General features: G+C 76.1%; 18 protein-coding genes and 1 pseudogene. 8 read left to right on the top strand and 11 right to left on the bottom strand.

Annotated elements, in window-relative coordinates; genetic code table 11:
* Positions 1–330 (top strand): annotated as a pseudogene (locus tag NT8_RS29810) (TerC family protein); the annotation flags it as partial.
* 126 nt (positions 331–456) lie between these two features.
* Here the strand turns inward: NT8_RS29810 and NT8_RS08105 are convergent.
* From NT8_RS08105 to NT8_RS08095, 3 genes are all read right to left on the bottom strand, one after another.
* The gene (locus tag NT8_RS08105) at positions 457–1,416 is read right to left on the bottom strand and encodes a D-alanine--D-alanine ligase family protein (protein WP_067965903.1); all 960 of its coding nucleotides are present in this window, start codon (positions 1,414–1,416) and stop codon (positions 457–459) included.
* Positions 1,417–1,469: 53 nt separating this feature from the next.
* Positions 1,470–2,798 (bottom strand): aminotransferase-like domain-containing protein, encoded by a 1,329-nt coding sequence (locus tag NT8_RS08100; RefSeq protein WP_067965901.1) that lies wholly within the window; start codon positions 2,796–2,798, stop codon positions 1,470–1,472.
* Positions 2,799–3,079: 281 nt separating this feature from the next.
* Positions 3,080–3,781, bottom strand: coding sequence for a GntR family transcriptional regulator (locus tag NT8_RS08095; protein WP_084468746.1), 702 nt, complete (start codon positions 3,779–3,781; stop codon positions 3,080–3,082).
* A gap of 113 nt (positions 3,782–3,894) precedes the next feature.
* On the opposite strand from NT8_RS08095, the gene NT8_RS08090 reads away from it, so the two are divergent.
* The 3 genes from NT8_RS08090 to NT8_RS08080 are packed head-to-tail and all read left to right on the top strand — an operon-like array spanning position 3,895 to position 7,531.
* The gene (locus tag NT8_RS08090) at positions 3,895–5,031 is read left to right on the top strand and encodes a mandelate racemase/muconate lactonizing enzyme family protein (protein WP_067965899.1); all 1,137 of its coding nucleotides are present in this window, start codon (positions 3,895–3,897) and stop codon (positions 5,029–5,031) included.
* Positions 5,032–5,069: 38 nt separating this feature from the next.
* On the top strand, positions 5,070–5,852 hold the full coding sequence (locus NT8_RS08085) for an SDR family NAD(P)-dependent oxidoreductase (RefSeq protein ID WP_067965896.1): 783 nt from the start codon (positions 5,070–5,072) through the stop codon (positions 5,850–5,852).
* A gap of 44 nt (positions 5,853–5,896) precedes the next feature.
* On the top strand, positions 5,897–7,531 hold the full coding sequence (locus NT8_RS08080) for an alpha-amylase family glycosyl hydrolase (RefSeq protein WP_067965895.1): 1,635 nt from the start codon (positions 5,897–5,899) through the stop codon (positions 7,529–7,531).
* Positions 7,532–7,563: 32 nt separating this feature from the next.
* Here NT8_RS08080 and NT8_RS08075 read toward each other — a convergent pair whose 3' ends face one another.
* The 7 genes from NT8_RS08075 to NT8_RS08045 form a co-directional block, all read right to left on the bottom strand.
* On the bottom strand, positions 7,564–8,802 hold the full coding sequence (locus tag NT8_RS08075; protein WP_169805199.1) for an MFS transporter: 1,239 nt from the start codon (positions 8,800–8,802) through the stop codon (positions 7,564–7,566).
* Positions 8,803–8,921: 119 nt separating this feature from the next.
* On the bottom strand, positions 8,922–10,001 hold the full coding sequence (locus NT8_RS08070) for a Gfo/Idh/MocA family protein (protein ID WP_067965890.1): 1,080 nt from the start codon (positions 9,999–10,001) through the stop codon (positions 8,922–8,924).
* 44 nt (positions 10,002–10,045) lie between these two features.
* Positions 10,046–11,194: a DegT/DnrJ/EryC1/StrS family aminotransferase gene (locus tag NT8_RS08065; protein WP_169805198.1), complete on the bottom strand. Its 1,149-nt coding sequence runs from the start codon at positions 11,192–11,194 to the stop codon at positions 10,046–10,048.
* An 857-nt stretch (positions 11,195–12,051) separates the two neighbouring features.
* A complete protein-coding gene (locus NT8_RS08060; RefSeq protein WP_067965887.1) occupies positions 12,052–12,534 on the bottom strand; it encodes a nitroreductase family deazaflavin-dependent oxidoreductase in 483 nt (160 codons plus the stop codon).
* Between the two features lie 27 nt (positions 12,535–12,561).
* Positions 12,562–13,185: a hypothetical protein gene (locus NT8_RS08055; RefSeq protein WP_084468747.1), complete on the bottom strand. Its 624-nt coding sequence runs from the start codon at positions 13,183–13,185 to the stop codon at positions 12,562–12,564.
* A gap of 107 nt (positions 13,186–13,292) precedes the next feature.
* Positions 13,293–14,222, bottom strand: coding sequence for a TetR/AcrR family transcriptional regulator (locus NT8_RS30380; protein ID WP_217999111.1), 930 nt, complete (start codon positions 14,220–14,222; stop codon positions 13,293–13,295).
* A gap of 414 nt (positions 14,223–14,636) precedes the next feature.
* The gene (locus tag NT8_RS08045; RefSeq protein WP_281203397.1) at positions 14,637–15,209 is read right to left on the bottom strand and encodes a GNAT family N-acetyltransferase; all 573 of its coding nucleotides are present in this window, start codon (positions 15,207–15,209) and stop codon (positions 14,637–14,639) included.
* Between the two features lie 49 nt (positions 15,210–15,258).
* Between NT8_RS08045 and NT8_RS08040 the strand changes: the two genes are divergently transcribed.
* From NT8_RS08040 to NT8_RS08030, 3 genes are all read left to right on the top strand, one after another.
* Positions 15,259–15,858 (top strand): helix-turn-helix domain-containing protein, encoded by a 600-nt coding sequence (locus tag NT8_RS08040; protein ID WP_067965883.1) that lies wholly within the window; start codon positions 15,259–15,261, stop codon positions 15,856–15,858.
* 684 nt (positions 15,859–16,542) lie between these two features.
* Positions 16,543–16,944: a hypothetical protein gene (locus tag NT8_RS08035; RefSeq protein WP_067965881.1), complete on the top strand. Its 402-nt coding sequence runs from the start codon at positions 16,543–16,545 to the stop codon at positions 16,942–16,944.
* A gap of 1,136 nt (positions 16,945–18,080) precedes the next feature.
* Complete coding sequence (locus NT8_RS08030) at positions 18,081–19,307, top strand: hypothetical protein (protein WP_067965880.1); 1,227 nt, start codon at positions 18,081–18,083, stop codon at positions 19,305–19,307.
* A gap of 1,303 nt (positions 19,308–20,610) precedes the next feature.
* Here NT8_RS08030 and NT8_RS08025 read toward each other — a convergent pair.
* Entirely contained in the window at positions 20,611–21,903 is a 1,293-nt protein-coding gene (locus NT8_RS08025; protein ID WP_067965878.1) for a helix-turn-helix domain-containing protein, read from the bottom strand.
* 965 nt (positions 21,904–22,868) lie between these two features.
* Between NT8_RS08025 and NT8_RS08020 the strand changes: the two genes are divergently transcribed.
* The gene (locus NT8_RS08020; RefSeq protein ID WP_067965875.1) at positions 22,869–23,375 is read left to right on the top strand and encodes a hypothetical protein; all 507 of its coding nucleotides are present in this window, start codon (positions 22,869–22,871) and stop codon (positions 23,373–23,375) included.
* Positions 23,376–23,410 lie beyond the last annotated feature (35 nt).

Raw genomic sequence — 23,410 nt, 5'->3', positions numbered from 1 at the left:
GGGCTGATCGACAAGCTGGTCTACCTCAGCACGGGGCTCGCCCTCATCCTGGGGTTCATCGGCGTCAAGCTCATCCTGCACGCGATCCACGAGACCACCAGCCTGCACGTCCCGGAGATCCCGACCGTGCTCTCCCTCGTGGTCATCGTGCTCACCCTGGCCGGCACCGCGGCCGCCAGCCTCTACAAGACCCGCCGCGACGCCGCCGCCCGGGACGCGGCGCTGGGGACCGCCGCCGCGGCGATGCCCGCCGACCCCGACGCGGACCCGGCGGCCGCGGGCCGCGACGGGCGCGGCGACGACGACCTGGACGAACGGGTCCCGATCTAGGTCACACTTTTTGGATCAGTCAGGCCGGAAGCATCCAGAAAAACTCTGCCTAGCCGGGCGCCGCCCGGACACGCGGCGGCCCGGCACCCGATCGGGTGCCGGGCCGCGTCGCGTGCGGAGCGGGGCTCAGACGCCGGGGCCGCGCAGCAGCGCCCGGTGCGCGAGTTCGCGGCAGACCACCGCGAAGTCCAGCCCGGCGGCGTCGACCGCCTGCGGGAACGTGGAGGTCTCGGTCATGCCGGGGGCCACCTGGACCTCCAGGAACCGGACCCGGCCGGTGCCGTCGACGATGAGGTCGGCGCGGGAGAAGTCGCGCAGGCCCAGCGCCCGGTGGGCGGTGAGCGCGGTGGCCGTGGCCGCGTCGACGGCGGCCTCGGGCAGCCGCGCCGGGCTGAAGAACTCGGTGCGGCCCGCGGTGTAGCGGGCGGCGTAGTCGTAGACCCCGCCGTCGGGCACGATCTCGACCGGCGGCAGCGCGAACGGGCCGTCGCCCAGGTCGAGGACGCCCACCGCGATCTCGGTGCCGACGACCCGCTCCTCGATGACGGCGGTGTCGCCGTAGGCGAAGCAGGCCACCAGCGCGGCCGACAGCGCCTCGGCGGAGTCGACCGGGGTGGCGCCGAACGCGGACCCGCCCTGGTCGGGCTTGACGAACAGCGGGAAGCCCAGCGCGGCGGTGATGCGCTCCAGCAGCGCCGGTGCCCCGAGGTCGTGGAACGCCGACTTGGGCAGGGTGACCCCGCGCGGCACGGACACGCCGCGCGCGGCCACCAGCGCCTTGGCGGTGGACTTGGCGAACGCCACCCGGCAGGCGCTGGGCGGCGCCCCCACGTAGGGGACGCCGCTCAACTCCAGGATCTCGCGGACGGAGCCGTCCTCACCGGCGGCGCCGTGCAGGACGGGGAAGACGACCTGCGGCGGGTCGTCGGCCAGCCGCGCCAGCAGCGCGGAGTCGACGTCGGCGGTCTGCACCTCGATGCCGAGGCGGCGCAGCGACTCGGCGACGCGGCGCCCGGAGCGCACACTGACCTCGTGTTCGGGGGACATCCCGCCGGCGAGCACGAGCACCCGGTCGAGATCGGCCACGGTCCTGCCTTCTTTCTGTCCTGCCGGTGTCACGGCGCAGCACCCCCGCTGTGCTAGGGGAGGTCGGGTGAGGGGGTGTCGTTTCCGCCCGAGGGTGCGGTCGACGTGGTGCCGAACGTATCACGCAGGGCGGTCTCGGACTTCAGCACGCCCGCGAGGCGGCGGACGCCCTCGCGGATCTGGTCGGGCGTGGGATAGCAGAACGACAGCCGCATGTTCCGGCGCCCCTCGTCGGAGGCGTAGAAGCCGGTGCCGGGGACGTAGGCGACGCGCTCGCTGACGGCGCGCGGCAGCATGGCCTTGGCGTCGAGCCCCTCGGGCAGGGTCACCCAGACGAAGAACCCGCCCTGCGGCCGGGTCCAGGTGGTGCCAGCCGGCATCAGGGCCTCCAGCGCCCCGAGCATCGCGTCGCGCCGCTCGCGGTACATCTCGTTGAAGTCCTTGATCTGCTCCCGCCACGGGTGCGTGGACAGGTACCGCCCCACCACCATCTGGTTGAACGTGGAGTGGCTGAGCATCGCGGACTCGGCCGCGAGCACCAGTTTGGCGCGGACGGCCGCGGGCGCGAGCGCCCACCCGATGCGGAACCCCGGCGACAGGGTCTTGGAGAACGACCCCAGGTAGATGACGTTGTCCGGGGCGTCGGCGCGCAGCGCCCGGCACGCCTCGCCCTCGTAGCGCAGCAGGCCGTAGGGGTTGTCCTCCAGGACGAGCAGGCCGTGGGACCGGCAGATCTCCAGGACGCGGCGGCGGCGCTCGGCGGTGAGGGTGACGCCCGCGGGGTTCTGGAAGTTGGGGATCGTGTAGAAGAACTTCACCTTCCGGCCGGCGGCGGCCAGGCGGGTGAGGTGCTCGTCCAGCGCCTCGGGGACGACGCCGTGCTCGTCCATGGCGACGTGCACGATGTCGGCCTGGAAGGCGGCGAAGGTGTTGATGGCGGTGACGTAGGTGGGGGCCTCGCACAGCACGACGTCGCCGGGGTCGACGAAGACCCGGGTGACGAGGTCGAGGGCCTGCTGGGAGCCGACGGTGACGATGACGTCGTCGGCGCTGGCGTCGATGCCCTCCAGCGACATGACCTCGCAGATCTGCTCGCGCAGACCGGGGTCGCCCTGGGCGGACCCGTACTGCAGGGCGGTGGCACCCTGCTGGGCGACGACGTCCTGCACGATCTGGCCGATGTCCTCCAGCGGCAGTGCGCTCACGTTGGGCATCCCCCCCGCCAGGGACACCACCTCGGGGCGCGACGCGACGGCGAACAGTGCCCGGACCTCCGAGGCCACCATCCCCTGGGCTCGTGCGGCGTAGGAGCCGACGTAGGGGTCGATGCGCGAGCCCTGCGACGCGGGCTGGCGGTGGGTTTCTCGGGGATCAATGGACACGATCCACCTCCGGTGGTTCGGCTGCGGTGCGGGACGCCGCGGACCGCGGCGGTGCGGCTCGGGTGCGGGAGGGAGCGGGCGGATGTCCCGCGGTCGCGGCCGCGCCGGCGCGGGTGGCGCGCGGCGGCCGCCCGGGTGCGGCGTCCCCGTGATGTTCGGGTCAGTCTACGCGGCCGCCCGCCCCCGCGCGGCGGCGGCCCCGATCCGGCTGCCGGCTGCTCCACCTCGGGGCGGGTACCCGGGGACGGGGCGGGCATGCGCGCGGAGGGCGGGGCGCGGGGTCAGGCGGCGGGGCCGCCGGATGGGACGGGGCCGGCGGCGGGGACGGTGTCGGAGTCGGGGCCGAGGAGCCGCTCGGCCGCGTCGACGATGTGCGCGCGCAGCGCGGCGTGCCGGGTCGCGGTGTCGCCGTCGCGGATCGCCTCCAGCAGGACGGCGTGCTCCTCGGTGATGGCGTCGAGGCGGTGCTCGGGCGCGCCGAGGCGGTGGAACTGCACGCGCAGCCGCCACTGGATGCTGCCCCAGAGCTGGGCGGTCTGCGGGGCGTCGGCGGCGGCGACCAGGGTGCGGTGGAACTCGACGTCGGCCTCGGTGACGCCGCGCAGGTCGCCGCGCGCGGCGGCGCGCGCCATGCGGTCGACCAGCGGCGCCAGCCGGCCGCACAGGCCGGCGCGGTCGCGCGCGACGGCGCGGTCCAGCGCGTAGCGCTCCAGGTGCAGGCGGAGCGGCAGCAGCACGTCGCGCAGCTCGCGGGGCGAGACGTCGGCGACGAACACCCCGCGGTTGGGGCGGTGCACGACCAGGCCCTCGGTCTCCAGCTGGCGCAGCGCCTCGCGGACCGGGGCGGCGCTGACGTCGTGGTCGTGGCGGAGCCGGTCCTGGTGCAGCCGCGCGCCGGGCGGCAGCTCGCCCGCCAGGATGGCCTCGCGCAGGGCGGCGGCCACGTGGGCGCGGGTGGACCGGGGCGTGTCGGAGAGGGGCATCGGGGCTCCCGTCGGCGGATCGTGCGGGTGGCGAGTATAGGCGGTCGTTGACGATTATCGATAGTCGATTTAGTTTGCTCCTGAGGCGACCGCGCGACCCGCGAGGAGCAGACGTGAAGATTCGCGAGATCAGGGCGCAAGGGCTGAGCGGGGGCACCCCTAAGGGCGGCTGGACCCAGGAGCTCGCCCCCGAGGACGTGGTGCACACCCTGGTGGCGGTGCACACCGACGACGGCCGGGTCGGCGTGGGCAGCGTCTCCACCCGCGACGACCTGGTGCGGGCGTCGCTGGACCTGCTCGAACCCCTCTACCGGGGGCAGGACGCCCGCGAACCCGAGCGGGTCGCCGAGCACCTGCACCAGAACACGTTCTGGTTGGGCCGCGGGGGCGCCGTCACGCATACGATCAGCGGCATCGACATCGCCCTGTGGGACCTGTGCGGGCAGGCCGCCGGGCAGCCGGTGGGCCGCCTCCTCGGTGGCCGCCACCGCGAGCGGGTGCGCCCCTACGCGTCGGTCCTCATGGACGAGCCGGCCCGGCTGGCGGCGGAGCTGGCCGAGCTGCGCGCCGCCGGGTTCCGGGCGTTCAAGATCGGCTGGGGCCCGTTCGGCCGGGTCGGCACCGCCTCCGACGAGGCGATCGTGCGCGCCGCCCGCGAGACGGTCGGCGACGACGCGCTGCTGGCCGTCGACGCCGGGGGCAGCGACGCGTTCTGGCGCGGCGACCTCAAGTGGGCGCTGCGCACCGCCGACATGCTGGCCGCCCACGGCGCCGCCTGGTTCGAGGAGCCGCTGCGCCCCGACGCGCTGGACGACTTCGCCGAACTGCGCCGCCGCGCCCCCGTGCCGATCGCGGGCGGCGAGGTGCTCACCCGCCGCCAGGCGTACCTGCCGTTCCTGCGCGCGGGCGCGTTCGACATCGTGCAGCCCGACTGCACCAAGGTGGGCGGGCTGAGCGAGAGCCGCCGGGTGGGCTGGCTGGCCGAGGAGTTCGGCGTCCGGCTCATCCCGCACGGGTGGAACACCGCCGTGGGCCTGCTGGCCGACCTGCACCTGGCCTCGGCGCTGCCGGGCACCGACCTGGTGGAGTACCGGACCGGCGCCCCCTACATCGACGCGATCACCGCCGACCCGCCGCGCCTGGACGGCGACGGCATGCTGGCCGTCCCGGCCGGTCCGGGCCTGGGCGCGGTGCTCGACCCGGACCGGCTGGGGCGGTACTGCGACGCCGCCGCCCTGCTCGCACCCTGACCCCGGCCGCGCGGGGCGCGGCGCGAAAGGAGCACGCCATGGCGCAGCGGATGGTCGTCGTCACCGGGGGCGCGTCGGGGATCGGCCGGGCGGCGGTCCGCCTGGTGGGGGCCGCCGGGGTGCCGGTCGCCGTCCTCGACACCGATGCGGCCGCCGCCCGCGCGGCGGCGGAGGAGGCGGTGGCCGCCGGTGCGCCCGACGCGGCCGGGCTGCGCTGCGACGTCACCGACGAGGGGTCGGTGCAGGGGGCGGTCGACGCGGCGCGGGAGCGCTTCGGCGCGCCGCCCACGGGCCTGGTCGCCGCCGCCGGGGTCGACATCGGCGGCCCCGCGCACCTGCTGCCGGTGGCCGACTGGCGGCGGGTGCTGGAGGTCAACCTGACCGGCGCCTACCTGGCGGCGCGGTGCGTGGTGGCGGCGCTGCTCGACAGCGGGGCGGGCGGGTCGCTGGTGCTGTGCTCCTCGCCGGCGGCGTCGGTGGCGTTCGCCGCGGGCGGCACCGGCGCCTACGCCGCCAGCAAGGGCGGGGTGTCGGCGCTGGTCCGGGCGCTGGCGGTCGACTACGCGGCCGCGGGCATCCGGGTGAACGCGATCGTCCCGGGGCCCACCGAGACCGCGCTGATGTGGGCCTCGGTACCCGAGGCCGAGCGCGGCGCCATGCGGGCGACGCTGTGCGCCGAGGTGCCGATGGGCCGGCTGGCCGACCCGGAGGAGCCGGCGCGGGCCGCCCTGTGGCTGCTGGGGCCCGACTCCTCCTACGTCACCGGGTCGCACCTGGTGTGCGACGGCGGGGTGCTGGCGAAGGGGTCGGTCAGCGTGTGACCACCGCCGCGGGGGGCGGCGGTGGCCGAGGGGAGGAGGGGGACGTGCGAGTTCAGGCGGACGGCGGCGACGCCCACTGGTGGCGCCGGGCCGTCATCTACCAGGTGTACCCGCGCAGCTTCGCCGACGGCGACGGCGACGGCGTGGGCGACCTGCGGGGGGTCATCGGCCGGCTCGACTACCTGGCGGACACGCTGGGGGTGGACGCGCTGTGGATCGGCCCGCTGTACCGGTCGCCGCAGGTCGACTTCGGCTACGACGTCAGCGACCACACCGACGTCGACCCGGCGTTCGGCACGCTGGCCGACGCGGACGCGCTCATCGCGGCCGCCCACGAGCGCGGTCTGCGGGTGATCCTGGACTTCGTGCCCAACCACACCTCCGACCGCCACCCGTGGTTCGTGGAGGCGCGGGCGCGGCGCGACGCCCCGCGCCGGGACTGGTACGTGTGGGCCGACCCCGCGCCGGACGGCGGGCCGCCGTCGAACTGGACCAGCGAGCAGGGCGGGTCGACCTGGGAGTTCGACGCCGCCACCGGCCAGTACTACCTGCACTCCTACCACCGCACCCAGCCGGACGTGAACTGGCGCCACCCGGGGCTGCGCGCGGCGATGCTGGACGTGCTGCGGTTCTGGCTGGACCGGGGGGTCGACGGGTTCCGCATCGACGCCCTGCACATGATCGCCAAGGACCCGGCGCTGACCGACAACCCGCCGCGCGACGACGCCGCGCCCAACGGGGCGGACCGCCAGCACCCCGACCACGACACCCAGTGGCACGTGCACGACCGGATGCACCCGGACCTGTTCGACCACATCGCGCGGATGCGGGCGCTGCTGGACGACTACGGGGCGCGGACCGGCCGGTCGCGCATCGCCATCGGCGAGGTGGAGGCGATGCCGTGGGAGTCGTGGGTGCGCTTCCTGGGCCGCGACCTCGACGGGGTGCACTGGAGCTTCAACTTCAACTTCCTGGAGACGCCGTGGGAGCCGAAGGCGCTGCGGTTGAGCATCGAGGCGCAGGAGGAGGCGCTGCCGGAGGGGGCGTGGCCCAACCACGTGCTGTCCAACCACGACCGGCCGCGGCTGGCCGGCCGGCACGGCGAGCGGAGCGTGCGGGTGGCGGCGGTGCTGCTGCTGACGCTGCGCGGCACCCCCACCCTGTACTACGGCGACGAGCTGGGCCTGCCCGATGTGGCGATCCCGCCCGAGTGCTGGCGCGACCCGCTGGGCCGCGACCAGGCGCGCGCCCCGATGCCGTGGACGTCGGAGCCGGGCGGCGGGTTCGGGCCGCCGGGCGGCGGCGAGCCGTGGCTGCCGGTGCCGCCGGAGTACCGGGAGCGCAGCGTCGCGGCGCAGCTCGCCGACCCGGACTCGGTGCTCAACCTGTACCGGCGGCTGCTGGCGCTGCGGCGGCGCAGCCCGGCCCTGCTGTCGGGCGCCTACGTGCCGCTGGAGGAGGGCGGCGACGACTGCCTGGCCTACCTGCGGGAGGCGCCGGGGCAGGTGGTCGCGGTGGTGGTGAACTTCGGTGGGGACGCGGTCGAGGTGGAGCTGCCGCGGCCCGGCCGGACGCTGCTGGCGACCGACCGGGCCGAGGTGCCGCCGGGGCCGGCCCGCTCGGGGGTGGTGGTCCCGGCGTACGGGGGTGTCGTGGTGGAGCTGGAGCGGGCGGGGTGAGGCGGCTCGCGGGCCGCCGCCGCGCCGCCGGGTCAGGCCGCCTGGAGTTCGCGCGCCCGCTCGGTGCGGAACAGGTGGGCCTTGGCGACGAAGACGGCCGCCGTCAGGCCGACGGCGGCGAGCGCGGCGGCGAGGCCGAACAGGGCGGTGAGCCCGGCGACCAGCACGCCCTCGAACGCGATCCCGGTGTAGGCGACCCGGTTCATCCGGCCCAGGTGGAGTTCCTCGGCCTCGGGTTCGCTGCCGTGGCCGACCGCGCCGGTGCAGAACGGGTGCAGGTTGGCCAGGCCGAAGCCGAGGGCGGCGGCGGAGGCGAGGACGATGGCGGCCTCGTCGGTCCACAGCGCGACCCCGGCGATGCCGACCAGGACGAGCAGGCCCATGGTCCGCACGAACATGACCTGGTCGACCCGGCCGGCGATGGCGCCGTAGCTGAGCCGGCCCAGGCAGAGCGTCGTCGCGAACACGGTGAGGCCGAGCCCGCTGACGAACAGGGGCGCGCCGGACCCGGCGACGAGGACGGCGAGCCAGTTGACGACCGCCCCTTCCAGCAGGAGCGCGGAGAAGCTCATCGCGGTCAGCCACCGCAGGCGCGGCGGGTAGGCCGCTCTCAGCCGGCGCCGCCGGGACAGCCCGGGGTGGGCGGCGGGGTCGACGGCGCGGGCGGGCCGGGCGCCCGCGGTGGTGTCGAGGCCGCGCAGCAGCACGAACACGACCAGGGCGGCGACGGCGCCGACGGCGCCGAGCAGCGCGAAGCTGGGCAGCAGCGGCAGCCGCCCGGCGGTGAGCAGGCCGAACCCGGACCCGGCGGCGACGCCGACCGCCTGGAGGCCCTCCATGGGCGACAGCAGGCTGTTGGGCCGGGCGTCGGGGACGTCGGCCATCCGCATCTTCTCCAGCCGGACGGCGATGACGTTCTGCCCGATGTCGATGAGGGCGTTGAGGACGCCGGCGGCGAGCAGCCAGCCCATGAAGGACACCGTGCCGAAGCCGGCCCCGGCGAGGCAGACCGCGGCGAGGTAGAGGCCGGCCGCCACGGGCGCGACGCGGTGGGCGCGCCAGCGGCGGACGATCTGCGGGGCGACGAGCATCGCCACGGTGATGCCGATCACGAACCCGCTGCGGGCGAAGCCGAGCTGGGGTTCGCTGAGGTTGAACTCGGCCTGGAGTTCGGGCAGCCGCGACGCCAGTGACGCGTAGCCGAGCCCGTTGAGCAGGAACAGCGCCGCCGCCGCCGTGACGAGCGACGGGCGCCACATCGTTGCGCGCAACCGTATCTTCCTCCTTGTCGAGGCCACCGGGGCGTGGAGCGCACGGTGGCCGCCGCGTCGGCGGCGGGCGACGCCGCGGACGCGGTGCGGTACCGGCGGGCGTGCCGGTGGGGCGGCCGTCAGACCTGGATGATCGGCCCCTGGTGCAGGGCGGACGCCTGGGCCGCCGCCATGGTGCGCACCAGCGCGAGCTCCCGGTCGCGGTCGGCGGCCGGGGCGGGCCCCGCCGCGAGTGACCGGACGATCCGGTCGGCCTGGAGCAGGTGGCATTCGGCGGTGGTGCGCAGCGGTGCCAGCCGCTCGGGGGTGCCGGTGCGCGGGTAGAGGACGGGCGGGTGCGCCGCCGCCCATTCCGCGTCCTGGTGGGTGGGCAGTTCGGCGTGGATGGAGCCCAGGCCGCCGTGGAGTTCCACCCAGCAGTCGTCGGGGCGGTCGAGGTGCGGTGCGTCGTAGGCGACGTCGACCTGGAGTTCGATGCCCTCGGGGCCGCGGGCGATGAGCCGGGCGACGTCCTCGGTGGCCCACCCGTCGCCGACCCGCCAGTCGCGGGCCTGGACGCTCAGCGGGCCGGGGCCGAGGAACGGCAGCCCCTGCGACAGCAGGTGCGGGATGAGGTCGCCGCGGACCCCCGAGCCGCGGCGGTCGAGGCCGCGCCGGGACTCGGGGTGCCCGGCGCGGCGCAGCCAGCGCGCGTTGACGCAGTGCAGGCGGCCGATGGCGCCGTCGGCGACGCGCTGGTGCAGGTCCTCCAGCATGAAGCGGCGCTGGTAGGCGACGGCGAGGTGCAGCCCGGCGTCCTCGGCGAGCGCGAACAGGCGTTCGGCGGCCTCGGGGTCGTCGGTCAGGGGTTTCTCGCACAGGACGTGCCACCCGGCGTCGAGGCACCGGGTGACGACGTCGGTGTGCGCGGCGTCGGGGACGCAGACGACCGCGAGGCCGGGCGCGCCGCGCGGGGCGGCGGGCAGGCGGTCGGTGACGGCGATGCCGGGGTGGCGGGCGCGCAGGAGTTCGGCCCGGGCGGGGTCGGACTCGATGAGGGCGTCGACCGCGGTGGCCGGGTGTTCGCCGAACGCCTCGATGTGGCGCGGTGCGACGCCGGAGCCGGCGCCGACGACGCAGACGGAGACCCGGTCGGTGGCTGTGGACGGCGCGGTCGTGGCGGCCGCGGGCTGGGCGGTGTGCAGAACGCTCGTTCGCATGTCGGTTTCACCATCGGTAGAGGGCGAGCGAATGGTGATGCGGCTCAGCCGGTCACTTCGGACGGGCGGCTCGGCACCGGGCCGGCCGCGCGCAGGCGGGCGACGGCCTGCGCGAAGCGGTCGGGGAACGCGGGGTCGCGCAGGGCCGCGTGCTCGAAGCCGAGGGCGGTGCGGCGCAGTTCGTGGGCCCCGGGCAGCGGGTACCGGGCCGGGTCGGCGGCGGCGGTGAACGCGTCCGACCAGTGGTTCGCCGGGTCGGAGTCGGGGCGGTACAGGTCGCTGTCGTCGAGCGGGTCGTAGAGGGTGGCGACCTCGACGCCGAGCAGGGCGTGCAGGGCGTCGGCGAGGTCCTCGACGGTGTCGGCGCCGAACGCCTCGGGCTCGAACCGGGCCACGGCCTTGTAGGTGATCTGGGTACCGACGCGGAGCTGCGGGGCGAGGGCGGTCACGCCGTCCATGCCGGAGATGCGCGCCTCCAGGTCCGCGAGCACACCGGGCTTGACCGGCAGCTCCTCGCGGTAGAACCGGCGCATCCGGGCCCGCAGCACGGCGGCCTGGAGCGCGCCGAGCCGGTCGTTGCCGGCCTGGAAGGGCCGCGACCGGCCGACGGCGCGGCCGCAGGTGGTGATGGAGACGATCTGGTCGACGATGCCCGCGTGCCGGGTGGTGACCATGCCGCCCTCGCCGGCGGTGATGGACTTGGAGCCCTGGAACGACCAGGTCCCGAAGTCGGCGACGCCGCCCGCGGGGCGGCCGTCGATGGCGCCGCCGTGGGCGTGGGCGCAGTCCTCGATGGACACGACGCCGTACTCGTCGCAGATCTCGGCGATGCGCGGGATGTCGGCCATGCGGCAGTACAGGTGCGGGATGACGACGGCGGCGATCTCGCCGTCGCGGTCGTCGCGCAGGGCCGCGTGGACGGTCTCGGGGGCGACCACACCGGTGGCGGGGTCGACGTCGAGCAGGACCGGGACCAGGCGCCGGTCGAGCGGCGCCATGGCGGTGGCCTGCCAGGTGAGGCCGGAGACGAGGGCGCGGCGGCCGGGGCGCAGGGCGCGCTTGCCGGTCTCCTCGGCGAGGACGCTGGCGGCCATGAGCGCGATCACGAGGGCGCGGGTGCCGTTGGCCACGGGGACGGCGTGGTCGAGCCCTTGGAAATAGGCGAACTCGGCGGCGGCTCTGGCCTGTTCCACACCGAGCGCCTCGGCGACCCTCGGCACCACGGTGACATTTCTCTCCAGCGGAAGGCCGCCGGTGCTGTCGATACCCCACCTGCCCGACTCGACGACGGGGCGCAGGAATTCGAGCTCGGGGATTTCCTCCGAAGCGGAGACCCCATCGGCCGGCAGGTTTTCCGGGCGGTGAATCGCAGCGTCCATTGTGTGGACATCTCCCTATCTCTCGCAACGACGAAGCGCGGTCGGAAAGTGCGAAGCGGGGGATTCTTAAGTTGACGCAGCCCCGGGCGCGCAGCGGACGGGGTGCGGGCGCGGACCTCGGAGCCCTCGATGCCACGGTGCGGGCGGCCGCTGTTTTGACCGCGCTGACCTGGGGTGGGGCGAATGGTCTCCGGGTTGGGACCGTCCGGGCCTTCGACTCGGAGCTGCCCCTCACCGACGACCGAAGGGCGTTCGTCACTCCGAACAATAGAAATCCTGCCCCAGGCCAGACGGCCTGTCAATCCGATCGACATAACCGCGTGTTGAACACGCGATGGACCGAGATCAAATCAGCTGTTTATAGGGTCGAGATCACGCGACCTGCGCGAACGTGCGCGATCATGATGTGTGACGAAGTTTGACAGAACAGCATCATTCATCCGCAGATCGATGGTCACAACGTCATTTCCGCGCAATGTCGATCACCCGAAAGTCACCACCTGCGAAAACCGGGGGGACGCCACCCCCTGGTGGTCTCGGACACACACCCCCGCCACGGCGGCGCTCCCGTGGGCTCCCGCCCCGGCGAGCGGCCCGGCGAGCGGCCCGGCGACGCGGATGGGCCCGGTGCGCGGGTGCGCACCGGGCCCATCCGCGTCCCCGCTGTTCGGTCACGTGTCGGGGCGCAGCTCCAGCAGCGGGACCCCGTTCTCACGGTCGGCGCCGAGGCGGCGCACGTCGGCGTCCGTCGCGGCGGTGTGGCCGAGCCCGCGCATCAGCGTGGCCGCGGCGAGGGGGTGGCGGCGCGCGTAATCGGCGAGTCGCCGCCCGGACTCCTCCGGGGGCAGCGGCCGGCAGGTGCCCTCGTAGCGGTGCCGCCCCACCTGGAAGCGGACCCTCGGCCGGGCCACCACGTTGCGGAACCACTGCGCCCGCGCGCCGTATCCGGAGGCGATGACGACGGTACCGGTGGCGGGGTCCCGGTCGACGACCTCCAGGACGACCTGGCGGGGCAGTCCGCTCGTGCGGCCGACGTGGGTCAGCAGCACCATGCGGTGGCCGAGCAGGGCGCCCAGCCCGACGCGGTACACCAGGATCGGCGCGCGGACGAGCGCCCGGGACAGGCCGGTGCGGGCGGGGTTCGGGAATCTCACGGGGGCCTCCTTCACGGCGGTCGGGGCTCAGGCGGGGTGCGCCGTCGGCGGGACGGGCCCCGGCGCGGGCGGCGCGAGCGGCGGTGTCGCGCCGTCGGCGAGCAGGTGCCCCGGCACCAGCTTCAGGAGCATGACGGGGGCGATCCAGGCCAGCGGTGCGGGAACGGGGGCCACGAAGGTGACCGCCGTGAGCGCGAGGGCGGCCGTCGCGAAGGCGACCGGGCGCCGCAACCGGGGCGGCGAGAGGAGGACGGCGGCCGCGCTCGCCAGCACCAGGCCGTAGAGGAGCGCGGCGGTGTCCCAGCCGAACCCGGGGAGCAGCCAGGCGAAGACGAAGGGGTGGACGTGCGCGGCCACGAAACCGGCGTGGTGCCACGCGGTTCGACCGGGCCCGTGCCACTGGCGCCGGGCGACGTCGGTCGTGTTGGCGGCGGCTCCGCCGAACAGGTCGAAGGCGGCGGCGCCCACCACGATCAACGGCACGACGGCGGCCCCCCAGGCGGAGTGGCCGGCGGCCAGGGCCAGGGCCGTCCCGACCACGGCGGTGGCGAAGCACACCGCGCGCTCCCCGCGCGTCGCCCCGGGTCCGACGAGGAACCCGTCGACCCGGGCACGCCACCCCCGACCCGTCCCCGCCGAGCTCCCGGCCATCGCCGCTCCCTCCGGCATCGCCACACCCTCCGGCATCGCCACACCTTCCGCCATCGCCGTCTCTCGCGAGTCCAACGGTCTCCCCGCCTTCTCGAACGCCGCGGACATCACCGATCCCCCTGCCGGGCGGCATCGCCGCCCACCGTCTCGCCCCCACCGCCCGCAGCCACGCCGCCATCGCCCTGCACCGGCCCGCCGCCGTCGCCATCGCCCGACCCGGCGCCACCGCCGTCGGCCGACCCGTCCAGGACAGCCGCCCGGCCGCCGACCGATGCCCCGTCGCCACCCGCTCCCCCACCGTCCCCAGCGGCCGCCACGCCGCAATCACCGACCGCCCCGTCCCGGGCAGCCGTCCGGTCGTCGCCCGCCTCCCCGTCCGAAGCCGTACCCGTCCCGTGCGCCGTCCCGCCGATCCGGGCGGCGTCGGTGACGGCCGTATCCGTTCCGGGGGCGCGCAGGCCGTCGACGAGGACGTCGGCGATCGGCCCGGCGAGGTCGGCGATCGGCAGGCGCGGGTCCATCAGCCACTGGAGCAGGCACCCCTCGATGGCCCCGACGACCACGGTGGCGTGCGCCTCCCCCACCCCCGGGCGGACCCGCCCCGCGGCGGCGCCCTCCTTGAGCAGGTCGGTGATGGCGGCCCGGTACGCGGCATAGGAGGCGGCCATGTCGACGGGCGGGGCGGCGCCGCCGCGCCCGGCCGCCCACAGGTCGACCAGGATCCGGGCGAGGTCGGGCTCCGCCGAGACCAGGGAGAGGACCGACCGGATCAGGCGGCCCAACCGGTCGAAGACGTCCCCGTTCCCCGCGCGGGTGTCGGCGAGCACCCGCTCCGACGCGGCGCCGAACGACGCGAATGCCGCGCCGAGGAGATCGTCGAGCCCGTCGAAGTACAGGTAGACGCTCCCCTTGGCGATCCCCGCCTCGGCGGCCACGTCCTCCACCCGCGTCGCCGCGAACCCCTTCCGCGCGAACACCCGCACGGCCCCGGCCAGGATCTCCTCCCGCCGCGCCCCTCGGTCGACCCGCTTCGGCATTCCGCGCCCTCCTATTATGACTGACTGGTCAGTCATCAAAGAATAACACGCATCCCTCCGGGTGTCTCATGACGGCGAGAGCCGAACGCCCGTCGCCATCGGCGCAGGTCGCCGTCATGAGCCAAATCGACGTCGGTGGCAGGACGAGAGCGCAGACCGTCCGGCACAGGGTCGACGGCGACCGCACGGCGCGGGGCTCGCGACGATCCGGCCGGGCGCTCCGACGGTCGGTGCGTCCACCGTGCGGCCCACCGATAGCGGAGGCGCGCCGCGATGCTCACGGGGACGACCGCAGGAGCCGGCTCCCTGTCGCGCCGCGCAGGCGGGGGTGTTCTCCCCCCGCGACCGCCGGCCGGACCACTCCGGGTGATCGGTCGGGGAGTTCGTCGGTCCGGGGCCGGCAGTGGGGCGGGATCAGCCCGTGTCGGTGGTACGGGCGTGGGCGCGATGGGGGGTGGTGGCCGGGGTGGCGGACGCGGGGAGGAGGCCGCGCTGGAGGAGGAGGGTGTCGAGCCAGCGGCCGTGCTTGTGGCCGACGCGGGAGAGGCGGCCCACCAGGGCGAACCCGTACCGCCGGTGCAGGGCGAGCGACGCGCCCTCGCCGTCGTCGACGACGACCGCGACCATCTGCCGCACCCCCGCCTCGGCGGCGTCGTCCAGCAGCGCCGCGAGGAGTTCGCCGCCCAGGCCGCGCCCGCCCATGCCGGGGGCGAGGTAGATGGAGTCCTCGGCCGTGAACCGGTAGGCGGGCTTCTCGCGCCAGGGGGTGCAGCGGGCGTACCCGGCGACACGGCCGTCGACCTCGGCGACGAGGAACGGCAGCCCGGCCGCCGCCCCCTGTTCGAGGCGGTGGTGCCAGTCGGCCTCGGACGGGGGTGTCTCCTCGAACGTGAACCGGGTGTGGTCGACGTAGTGGGCGAAGATCCCGGCGACCGCCCCAAGGTCGGCGGTGCGGACCGGTCGGATGGCGACTCCTTCGAGCGGCAAGCGGACCCCACTTTCCTCTATCGCGGAAATCATCGCTATCATAGCGGACGTGGTCGATCTACCGGCGCTCGGCGCGCGCATCCAGGCGATTCGGGCGGATCGCGGCCTCAGCCTCCAGCGGCTCGCCGACAGCAGCGCGGTGAGCGTGAGCATGCTGTCGTCGGTCGAGCGGGGCGAGAAGGCGGCGACCATCGTCGTGCTCGGCCGCATCGCCGAAGGGCTGGGGGTGCCGCTGGCCCGGCTGGTGGCTCCGGCCTCCGAGTCCACCGTCGTGGTGCGCCGCGCCGCCGATCAGGACGTGGCCGACGAACCGGGGGGCTGGCGGCGGACGGTGCTGTCCCCGGTCGTCCCGGGGGTGAACTTCGAGTGGGTGCGCACCGAGCTGCCGCCCGGGTGCGACGCCGGGGTGTTCCCCGCCTACGCCCCCGGCTCCCATGAGTTCGTCGCGGTCGACGCGGGCACGCTGCGGCTCACCGTGGGCGGCGAGGCCACCGACCTCGGGCCGGGCGACTCGGTGTACTTCGCCGCCGACGTCGAGCACGGCTACGCCAACCCCGGCACCGAGCCGTGCCGCTACGCGGTCGCCGCGCTCATCATGCGCCCGCGCGGCCCCGGAGCGGCCCGCCCCCGCCGACGCCCGGTCGGCTGACGCCCGGGGGCCGGGGGCCGAGGTCCGTCGGCGAGGCCGTCCGGGGCGGGGGGCCGGCGGCCGAGGCCGCGCGCCGCTGCGCCGCTGCGCCGCTGCGCGGATCCCTCCGCGCAGGGGACGCGGGCCCATCGAACCGCACGCATGGCGTTGCGCCTTCCACGCACCCTGGACAGGCCCGTTCGGGGGACCAGTGGGGTACATGTCCGGCGGGGCGCCGACGCCCACCCCGCTGGAACCCGGCAAGGATGACGGATCCAAGTCGCGCGGACCATCCGGACGCGGGATGGACCGGTACGCATCGGTGCGGACGCCGCACAGGCGGGGGTCGGCGTCCGGGCGCCGCGCCACCCCGGGGCAGAAGAGGGGCAGGCGGTTCGACGGCCTACTGGCTATGCGCGGCCGGCGCGGCGCCCGATCGCCACTGCGCGGACCACTGCTGACGACCACTCGCACCCGCAGGACCGCGCCCCTGCTCCGCGCCACCAGCCCGACATCGGGGCAGCGGTGCCCGGCCGCCGAAGTGTCGATGGTCCGGTCGTCGGCGCGCGGTGGAGACCGCCGGAACGGGGGTCGACCGCGCCGGACTGAGGACCGGCCGGACCACCACCGAGCCGGTTGACGTGCGGTCGCCGCGCGGGGCGGCCCGCGACCGGTACGCAACGCGGGGCGTGAGACCCTGGCCCCGTGACCACCCCCACCACGTCGCCCGGCGGCCAGGCCCCCGACTCCCGTGTCGGCGCGGCGCTGCGCTTCGCGACCGAACTCATCGCCTGGATCGCCGCACCGTGGGCGCTGAGCGCCGTGTCGATCCCCTTGGCGGTGCTGGCGGCAGCGGTGCTGATCGGCGTTCCCACGCTCTTCGCGACCCCCGGCGATAAGGCCAACATCGTGATCCCCGTGCCCGGGTGGGTGACCGTCGCCCACAACATCGGACTGTTCGCTGTCGCGGGGGTCGCCCCGTTCTTCGTGTGGCCGGCCCCCGTCGCGCTCGCGGCCGCGCTGCTCGCCGCCGCCGGGACGGCGTCGCAGGCCGCCCGGTGGCGCTGGCTGGCCACCGCCCGCCTGCCGGCGGTGAAGGAGGTGTGACCTCCGCCGCCCCGGGAGTGGGCGGCGGAGGCCGGGCGGCGCCGGCGGACGGCTGCCGGGCCGCCTTCCCGGGGTGGCACGGTGGTGTTCCGGGAGGACGGCGGGTCGTGCGCGGTCGGCGGACCGCGCCGTTGCGCGTCCCTGCGGCAGCGGAGGTCGCCCCGGGGCAGAGGAGCGACCACCGCCGCAGGGTGCGGCGACCCGGGGGCGCTCCCCCACGACTCCCGGGTCGCCGCTCGGACGTCCGTCCCGCAGGTCGGTTCCCGCTACCCCCCTCAAGGCACGGGTGCGGACGGACGAGGCGGTGATGTGAGCGGCCTGCCGCTCGGAACCCAGTTGATCGCGGATGCGACGTGCACCGCAAAGGTTGCATCAGGTTGCAACGTGTCGCCGACGCCTCACTCACCGTCATGGCGAGTGCCCTCCCTGTGAGGCTCGGTGCCCGGTCGCGTCCGCCGACCGGTCGGCGCTCACCGGAACATGCCACCCGCCTCGCTCCCGATAACGCGCGACCGCTCGCCCCGATCCGATACGCACCACCCCTGGCGACGACCCGCCACCCGCCACCCGCACTCAACTGCTACCACTACCGCCACACCACACCCGGCCGGACCCGCCACGACGACGAACGACCCGCTCCCCTCCCAGCCGCACCGGTACGGCCACGTCCCCGGAACACGCCACCCGCCCCGCTCCCGGTAACGTCCGGCCACCCATCCCGGCCCGCCGACGCACCCCGGCGACAACCCGTCACCCGCTCCCACCAGAAACCGCACCACGCCCGGCCGAACGCACCGTGACGGCGGACGTCCCGGCCCTCCCCCGGCCGTACCGATGCGGCCGCGTCCACCGCGCGGGCCGTCTGCCCGGCCCCGGCCTCGCCTCCTCCATCCGGCGGACGGGAAGACCAGCGGCGCAGCGGCGGATACGCGCCGATGGCAGTGGCCCCCGTCGACATGCGGCAGGGCGGCACGGCCGCCGCATCGGCGGCCCCGCCGCCCCCATGACCCGGACCCCCGCCACGACCCTCGGACGCCACGGCGGGACGGACGTCGGCGGTCCGGCTCCGCGAGGGCTACCGGAGCGGGCGCGTACTGGGCAGAATCGGAGCCCACGCAGCACCGAGGAGGTCCGCGATGCTCCCGTCCGCCGACGCCGACCTGGTGCGCCGCCTCCCTCATGTGCCCGCTCTGGGCGACCTCCTCGACCCCGGACGGCTGGTGCTCCTGGTCCGCTCCCTGGTGCCCGAAGGGGCGGTACCGCCGGAACGGGTGGTGGCCGAGCGCGTACTGCTCGGCCCCAACGGCGCCACAGCCGCACTGGTGCTCACCGGCCCCGACGGGGAGCACCGCGCGGGCCTGCGTGCGGGCCCGGCGGGTGCGCCGCCGGTCGCCGCCCCCGAAGAGGACGGCGGCCCCCCGCTCGCGCGCCCGGCGGCGCCGGCCGGTTGGACGTCGCCCGTCGTCGACGAGCGGTTGGGCACCGTCCTGACGGCCCCCGCGCACGACCCGGCGGTCGCGGGGGTGCGGCGCGTCGCCGCCGACCCCTCGGCGTACGCGGGGCGGCGGGCGCACCGGCTGACCGCCGTGCGGTACGTGCCCGGCGGCCACTGGACCGGGCGGGCCGAAGACGCGGAGGGGGCCCCGTTGGCGGCCGTCCGGGTGCGCGTCGGCGGGGTGAACGTGGCCGCCCACGTCGCGCTTGCCGCAGCGGGGGTGCCCGTGCCGGAGCTGCTGCGGGTGAACCGGTTCGGGGTGCTCGCCGTGGCGTGGCTGGAGGGAGCCCCGTTCTCGGTCGAGGGGGCGCAGGAGGTCGGTGCGCTGCTGGGCCGGGTGCACGCGGTGCCGCCTCCCCGGGAGCTCCCGGCGCAGGCGCCGCCGCCCGGGCCGGTCAGCACGGCGCGGCACCTCGCCCGCCTCCTGCCGGACGCGGCCGACCGCGCGCTGGCGCTCGCGCGGGCGTGCGAGGCGCGTGACGCCGACGGCGGTCCGCCGGTGCTCACCCTGGGGGCTCCGAGACCCGGCGGGGTGGTGCTCACCCCGCACGGTGCGGCGCCGGTCCACCCGGGCGCGGTCCGGTCCGGCCGCCCGGCCGACGACCTCGCCTCGCTGGCGGCGGCGTGGACAGCGGCGGCGCCGGGGGCGCGCGGCCCCGGTGCGGTCCTCGCCCCGCTGCTCGCGGGCTACCGCTCCACCGCCTCGGCCGAGGCGGCCGACCGCGTACGGCGCGACCTTCCCCGGGCGTCCGCCGCGGCCCTCCTCCACGCGGCCCGCCTCCCCTTCGAGCACCGCCTCCCCGACTGGCCGGAGGCCACCCGCCTGCTCCTCTCCGCCGCCGCAGCCGCCCCTGCCGTCGACGCCTAGCCCGCCAACACGCCCTGTCGGCACGCGCGGGCGGAGGACCCCCTGGCCCCGAATCGGCGCGGACCGCCCCGACTCGGGTTCCGCGCGCAGGCGGGGGCACCGAACCGGTGCGCGGAAGCCGCACACCGCGCCCGTATCGCCCGCCCCGGGGTCGGCCGCGCGGCGCCGGTGGACGCTCTCCGGCGTCGGTCGGCGACACCACGGTCACCGACCACCTTCCTCACCGGGGCCGAGCGGTGAAGGGCACGGCGCCGCAGGTCGGTCAGTGCCGACGGGGCACCCGCATGGATGCCGCCGGATAGGAGGCTGGTCGGCCACCCGCGATGGCAGCCGCCACCGGACCGCCGGCGCGGGATGTCCGTCGGCGGAACACCGACTCCCCGAGGCCCCGGGCCCGTCCCGCCACACCGATGGCCGCCCCGCTCTGACGGCGTTCCGGCCGACGCGTTCGGCAGGGTGCGGGCGACCCACCCGGCACGGCCTCCCCCGGCGCGGCGAGGTCCAAGCAGGCTCCGCGCCCTCCGGCGCGGCGCGGAACAGGTGGGAGCCGCGCTCGGTCGGTGCGGTGATGCAGTGGGCACACGGAGAACACACCGACCGTCGCGTCCTCGCCGACCTCCCCCGCGGGTCGGACGCCGCTCCCACGCGCGTCACTCACGGACCGGACACCGACCGGGCCCGGATGCCGCCGGCAACGTTCTCGCCGATCCGACGCGCGCCCCGCCCGCTGCCATGTCGAGGTCATACACCACCTGCGCGGGAGATACGGCTCCCGGCTTCGGATCCACCCTCCGCCGCCGACCGCCGCCGGAGAGCAGTCCACCGCGAACCGTCGACCGACCGCCCACCCGCGAGGCGAGGGCGGCGGAACAGTCCCGCACATCGGTCCCGCCCACACACCTGGAACTCCCAGGTACTCAAGCCAGAGCGGAGCCGCGGGACCGGCGCGGCCCCGGAGGCGACGACCGCCCGTCTCGGAACACGTCCGCAGGCACCGTCCCGCGCCGACAGCGCGCCACCGCAGCGACCTCCCGGCGGCCCGGCCCGCGCGTCCTGCCCGTTGCCCTGGCCGCGATCGCACGCCGCCTGGGCCGGAACCGTACGGTCCCCGACCCCGGTTCGCGTGCAGCATCCGCCGAGAAGCCGCCGACCGGCCGCCCATGCGGCAGGCGGGGATCGGCGAACAGCCCTCGCACATCGGTCCCGCCCACCCACTGCCCCGACAGTGCGTCCCGCACTGGCGACGGTCGGTGTCGCTCGCCGTCCTGCCGTGGGGACGCGGAATCTCCCGGTGGAGCGGTGGTCAGAGAGCCGGGGCCGGGGTCGGGGCAGCGGGGCGGCGGATGGCGGGCGCGGTGGAGGTGCGGATCAGCGGGACCGGGTCGGCGGGGGTGCGGACCGAGACGCTCAGGCCCTCGGCGAACCGGTAGGGGCGGCTCTCGACCACGCCTCCGAGGTGGCGGCGGAGCCGTGACATCTCGGCGCGGACGGTGCCCACACGCCCCTGGTCGCCGAACAGGTCCTGGGCGAGCTGCGCGGCGGTCCGCCCCTCGGGGTGGCGGGCGAGAAGGAGGAGCAGTTCGGTGTGGCGCGGGCTCGGCCGGTGCGTCCACTCCCCGCTCGGTCCGCCGACGCGCAGGAGCGGCACGGAACCGGTGGCCAGGTCCAGTTCGGCGTGCGTGGGCGGGGCCGCCTCACCGGCGCCCGGCCGGACCAGCCATCCGCCGGGCAGCGGCTCCAGGCGGCAGGCACCCAGAACGGGCAGCCAGGCGGTCCCCGCCTCGGGCCGCTTGGGCAGCAGGACGCGGCGGACCGGTTCGGTGTGCACGGCGGCGGCCGTCCACCCCTCGTCGTCCACGACGAGGGCGGGTCCGCGCAGCCCGGCGAGGATGGGGGCGGTGACAACGCGCAGCCGTTCCAGGTGCGCGTGGTGCAGGCCGCGCAGTTGCGACTCGGCGAGGCGGGCCACCGCGTCGACGAGTCCGAGCGTGGACGGGTGGGCGGTGATGGCCGGGCCGGTGAGGTCGATGGCGCCGATGACGCGGCCGTCGCGCGGGTCGCGCACCGGGGCGCACGCGCAGGTCAGCCGGTGGAGCGGGCGCACGTAGTGCTCAGCGGAGTGGACCTGGACGGCGCGCCCGACCACCAGGGCGGTGCCGATGGCGTTGGTGCCGGTGTTCTCCTCGTTCCAGTAGGCGCCCTCCACGAGGCCGGCGCCGTCCGCGATCCGGCGCACCCGGGCCGGGCCGTCGCGCCACAGGACGAGGCCGGTGTGGTCGGTGACGAGCATGACGTGCCCGGCGTCCTCGGCCACCGACGTCAGGGAGCTGCGCAGCAGGGGCAGGACCTGGCCGAGCGGGGACTGGGCGCGGCGGCGCTCGACCTCCTCGCGGCGGAGCAGCCGGGGGCGCGGTGCGTCGTCGGGGTCGAAGCGGCGCGTCCGCATGCGCCCCCACGACTCGGCGATGACGGAACGGGGCGGCGCGGGCGGCGTGCCGCCGGAGAACGTCGCCTCGTGCACGCGGTGGAGCAGGTGCGCGTGGGCACGCGGATCGGTACCCGCCGGCAGAGCCGTGTCAAGGCGGTGCTGCGCCAATGTCGCCCCCCGATGCGCACTGGTACAAGACGCGGAACATCCTCGTGGGGCCCGCCGCGCGGGTCAACCGGAACGGGGGCGACGGCAGCGGTCGGGCACCGGGGGCGGCCAGGGGCGACCGATCTCGCTGGTGCGGAGGGACCGCCGGAGTGATTACGGCCCTGCCGGATTCGCTGACGCGGTAGGGGCCGGTCGTTCCCCCAGGGAACGCCCGCACCTTCCATCGGCCGACGCCGCAAAGGGCGTGACGCGGCTCCCAGCGGCCGAGAACGCGGGTGGACGGTCGGTCCCCCCGGAGAACGCCCGCGCATTCCGCCGGCCGACGCCGCAAAGGGCGCGGTGCGGCCGCCTGCGGCAGTGGCGGAGGGACGGGCGTGCTCGCCGCGACAGGTGACCGGGGGCGGGCCCGGCGGATGGGCCCGCGCCGCCGAGCGGCGGCCGGGGTTCGGGAGTTTGCCGGAGTATTCCGGATTCTTGGTGGTCCGCCCCTGTGGCGATGTGGGGGGCGGTGGTGCGCCCCGGGCGATAGTTGCGGCGTGGGGATCGACACGGGACGCTTCGCCGGGTGGCGTACGGCGCTGAAGGACCGGATGGCGCGCCGCCGCACCGCGCTGGGCGAGCGCCTGCGCGGACGCCGCGCGGCGCTGGCCGACCGGTTTCGGCGCGGGCGGTCCGCAGTCGGGAGGCGGGCCTCGGCCTGGCACGCCGCCGTCGGCCGACGCGTCCGTCGGCGGACCCCCGAGGCGGACACCGCGTCCGGCGGGAGCGGCACACCGCCGCAGGCCCGGCCGTCCAGGTGGCGCACCGTGTTCGCCCGCCGCCCGGCGGGGTGGCGCGCCGCACTGGGGCGCCGGATCGGACGCGTCGTTCCGCGCACGCGGTTCGCAGCGTGGCGCACCGCCCTCGCGGCGCGGTCGCGCGGCCGAGGGACTGCGGGGCGTGGCGGGTCCGGCCGATGGCGCACCGTGCTGGAGGGGCGGCCCGCGTCCTCGTTCGTGGTCGTCGCGGCGTCGGCGGCGCTGATCCTCCCGGGCTGCTCGGAGCGTGAGGGCGGCGACGTTCAAGGGGTGGCGGCCGAGCTGGCGGCGTCGGTGCTGCGCCCGCAGGCGGAGGACGCCTTCGACCGGAAGGGCCACCCGGTGCGGGGCCGGCTGTCGTGCGGGCGCGACCCCGACCGGCCGGGCCTGCTCGCGGTGGCGTGCACAGGCGTGACGCGGGACGGAGCGGCGGTCCGGTTCCAGGGCAGCGTGGACGCGGAGCGCATCGCGGGGCAGCGCGCGGGCGATGACGGCGTGCCCGGGTACTTCCTTGGGTTCGTCGGGGGTGCGGAGGTGTTCCGAATGACGTGCTTCTCGTGCGCCCCGGCCAACGGCCCGGCGGACCCGGCGGACCCGGCCTCCGGTCCGACCGCGACCGCTTCCCCCGTCCCCGCGCCTTCGGCATCGGGACGCACCCCCGCCGAGGGCGACTGACGGCTGGGATGCCATCCCACCGGTGTCGAGCCCCA

The sequence above is a fragment of the Nocardiopsis trehalosi NBRC 14201 genome (genome assembly GCF_001552555.1).
In the GTDB taxonomy this organism is placed as follows: Bacteria; Actinomycetota; Actinomycetes; order Streptosporangiales; family Streptosporangiaceae; genus Nocardiopsis_B; species Nocardiopsis_B trehalosi.
The sequence above is the reverse complement of the archived record's forward strand: the minus strand, read 5'-3'. Positions and strand labels throughout refer to the sequence as shown.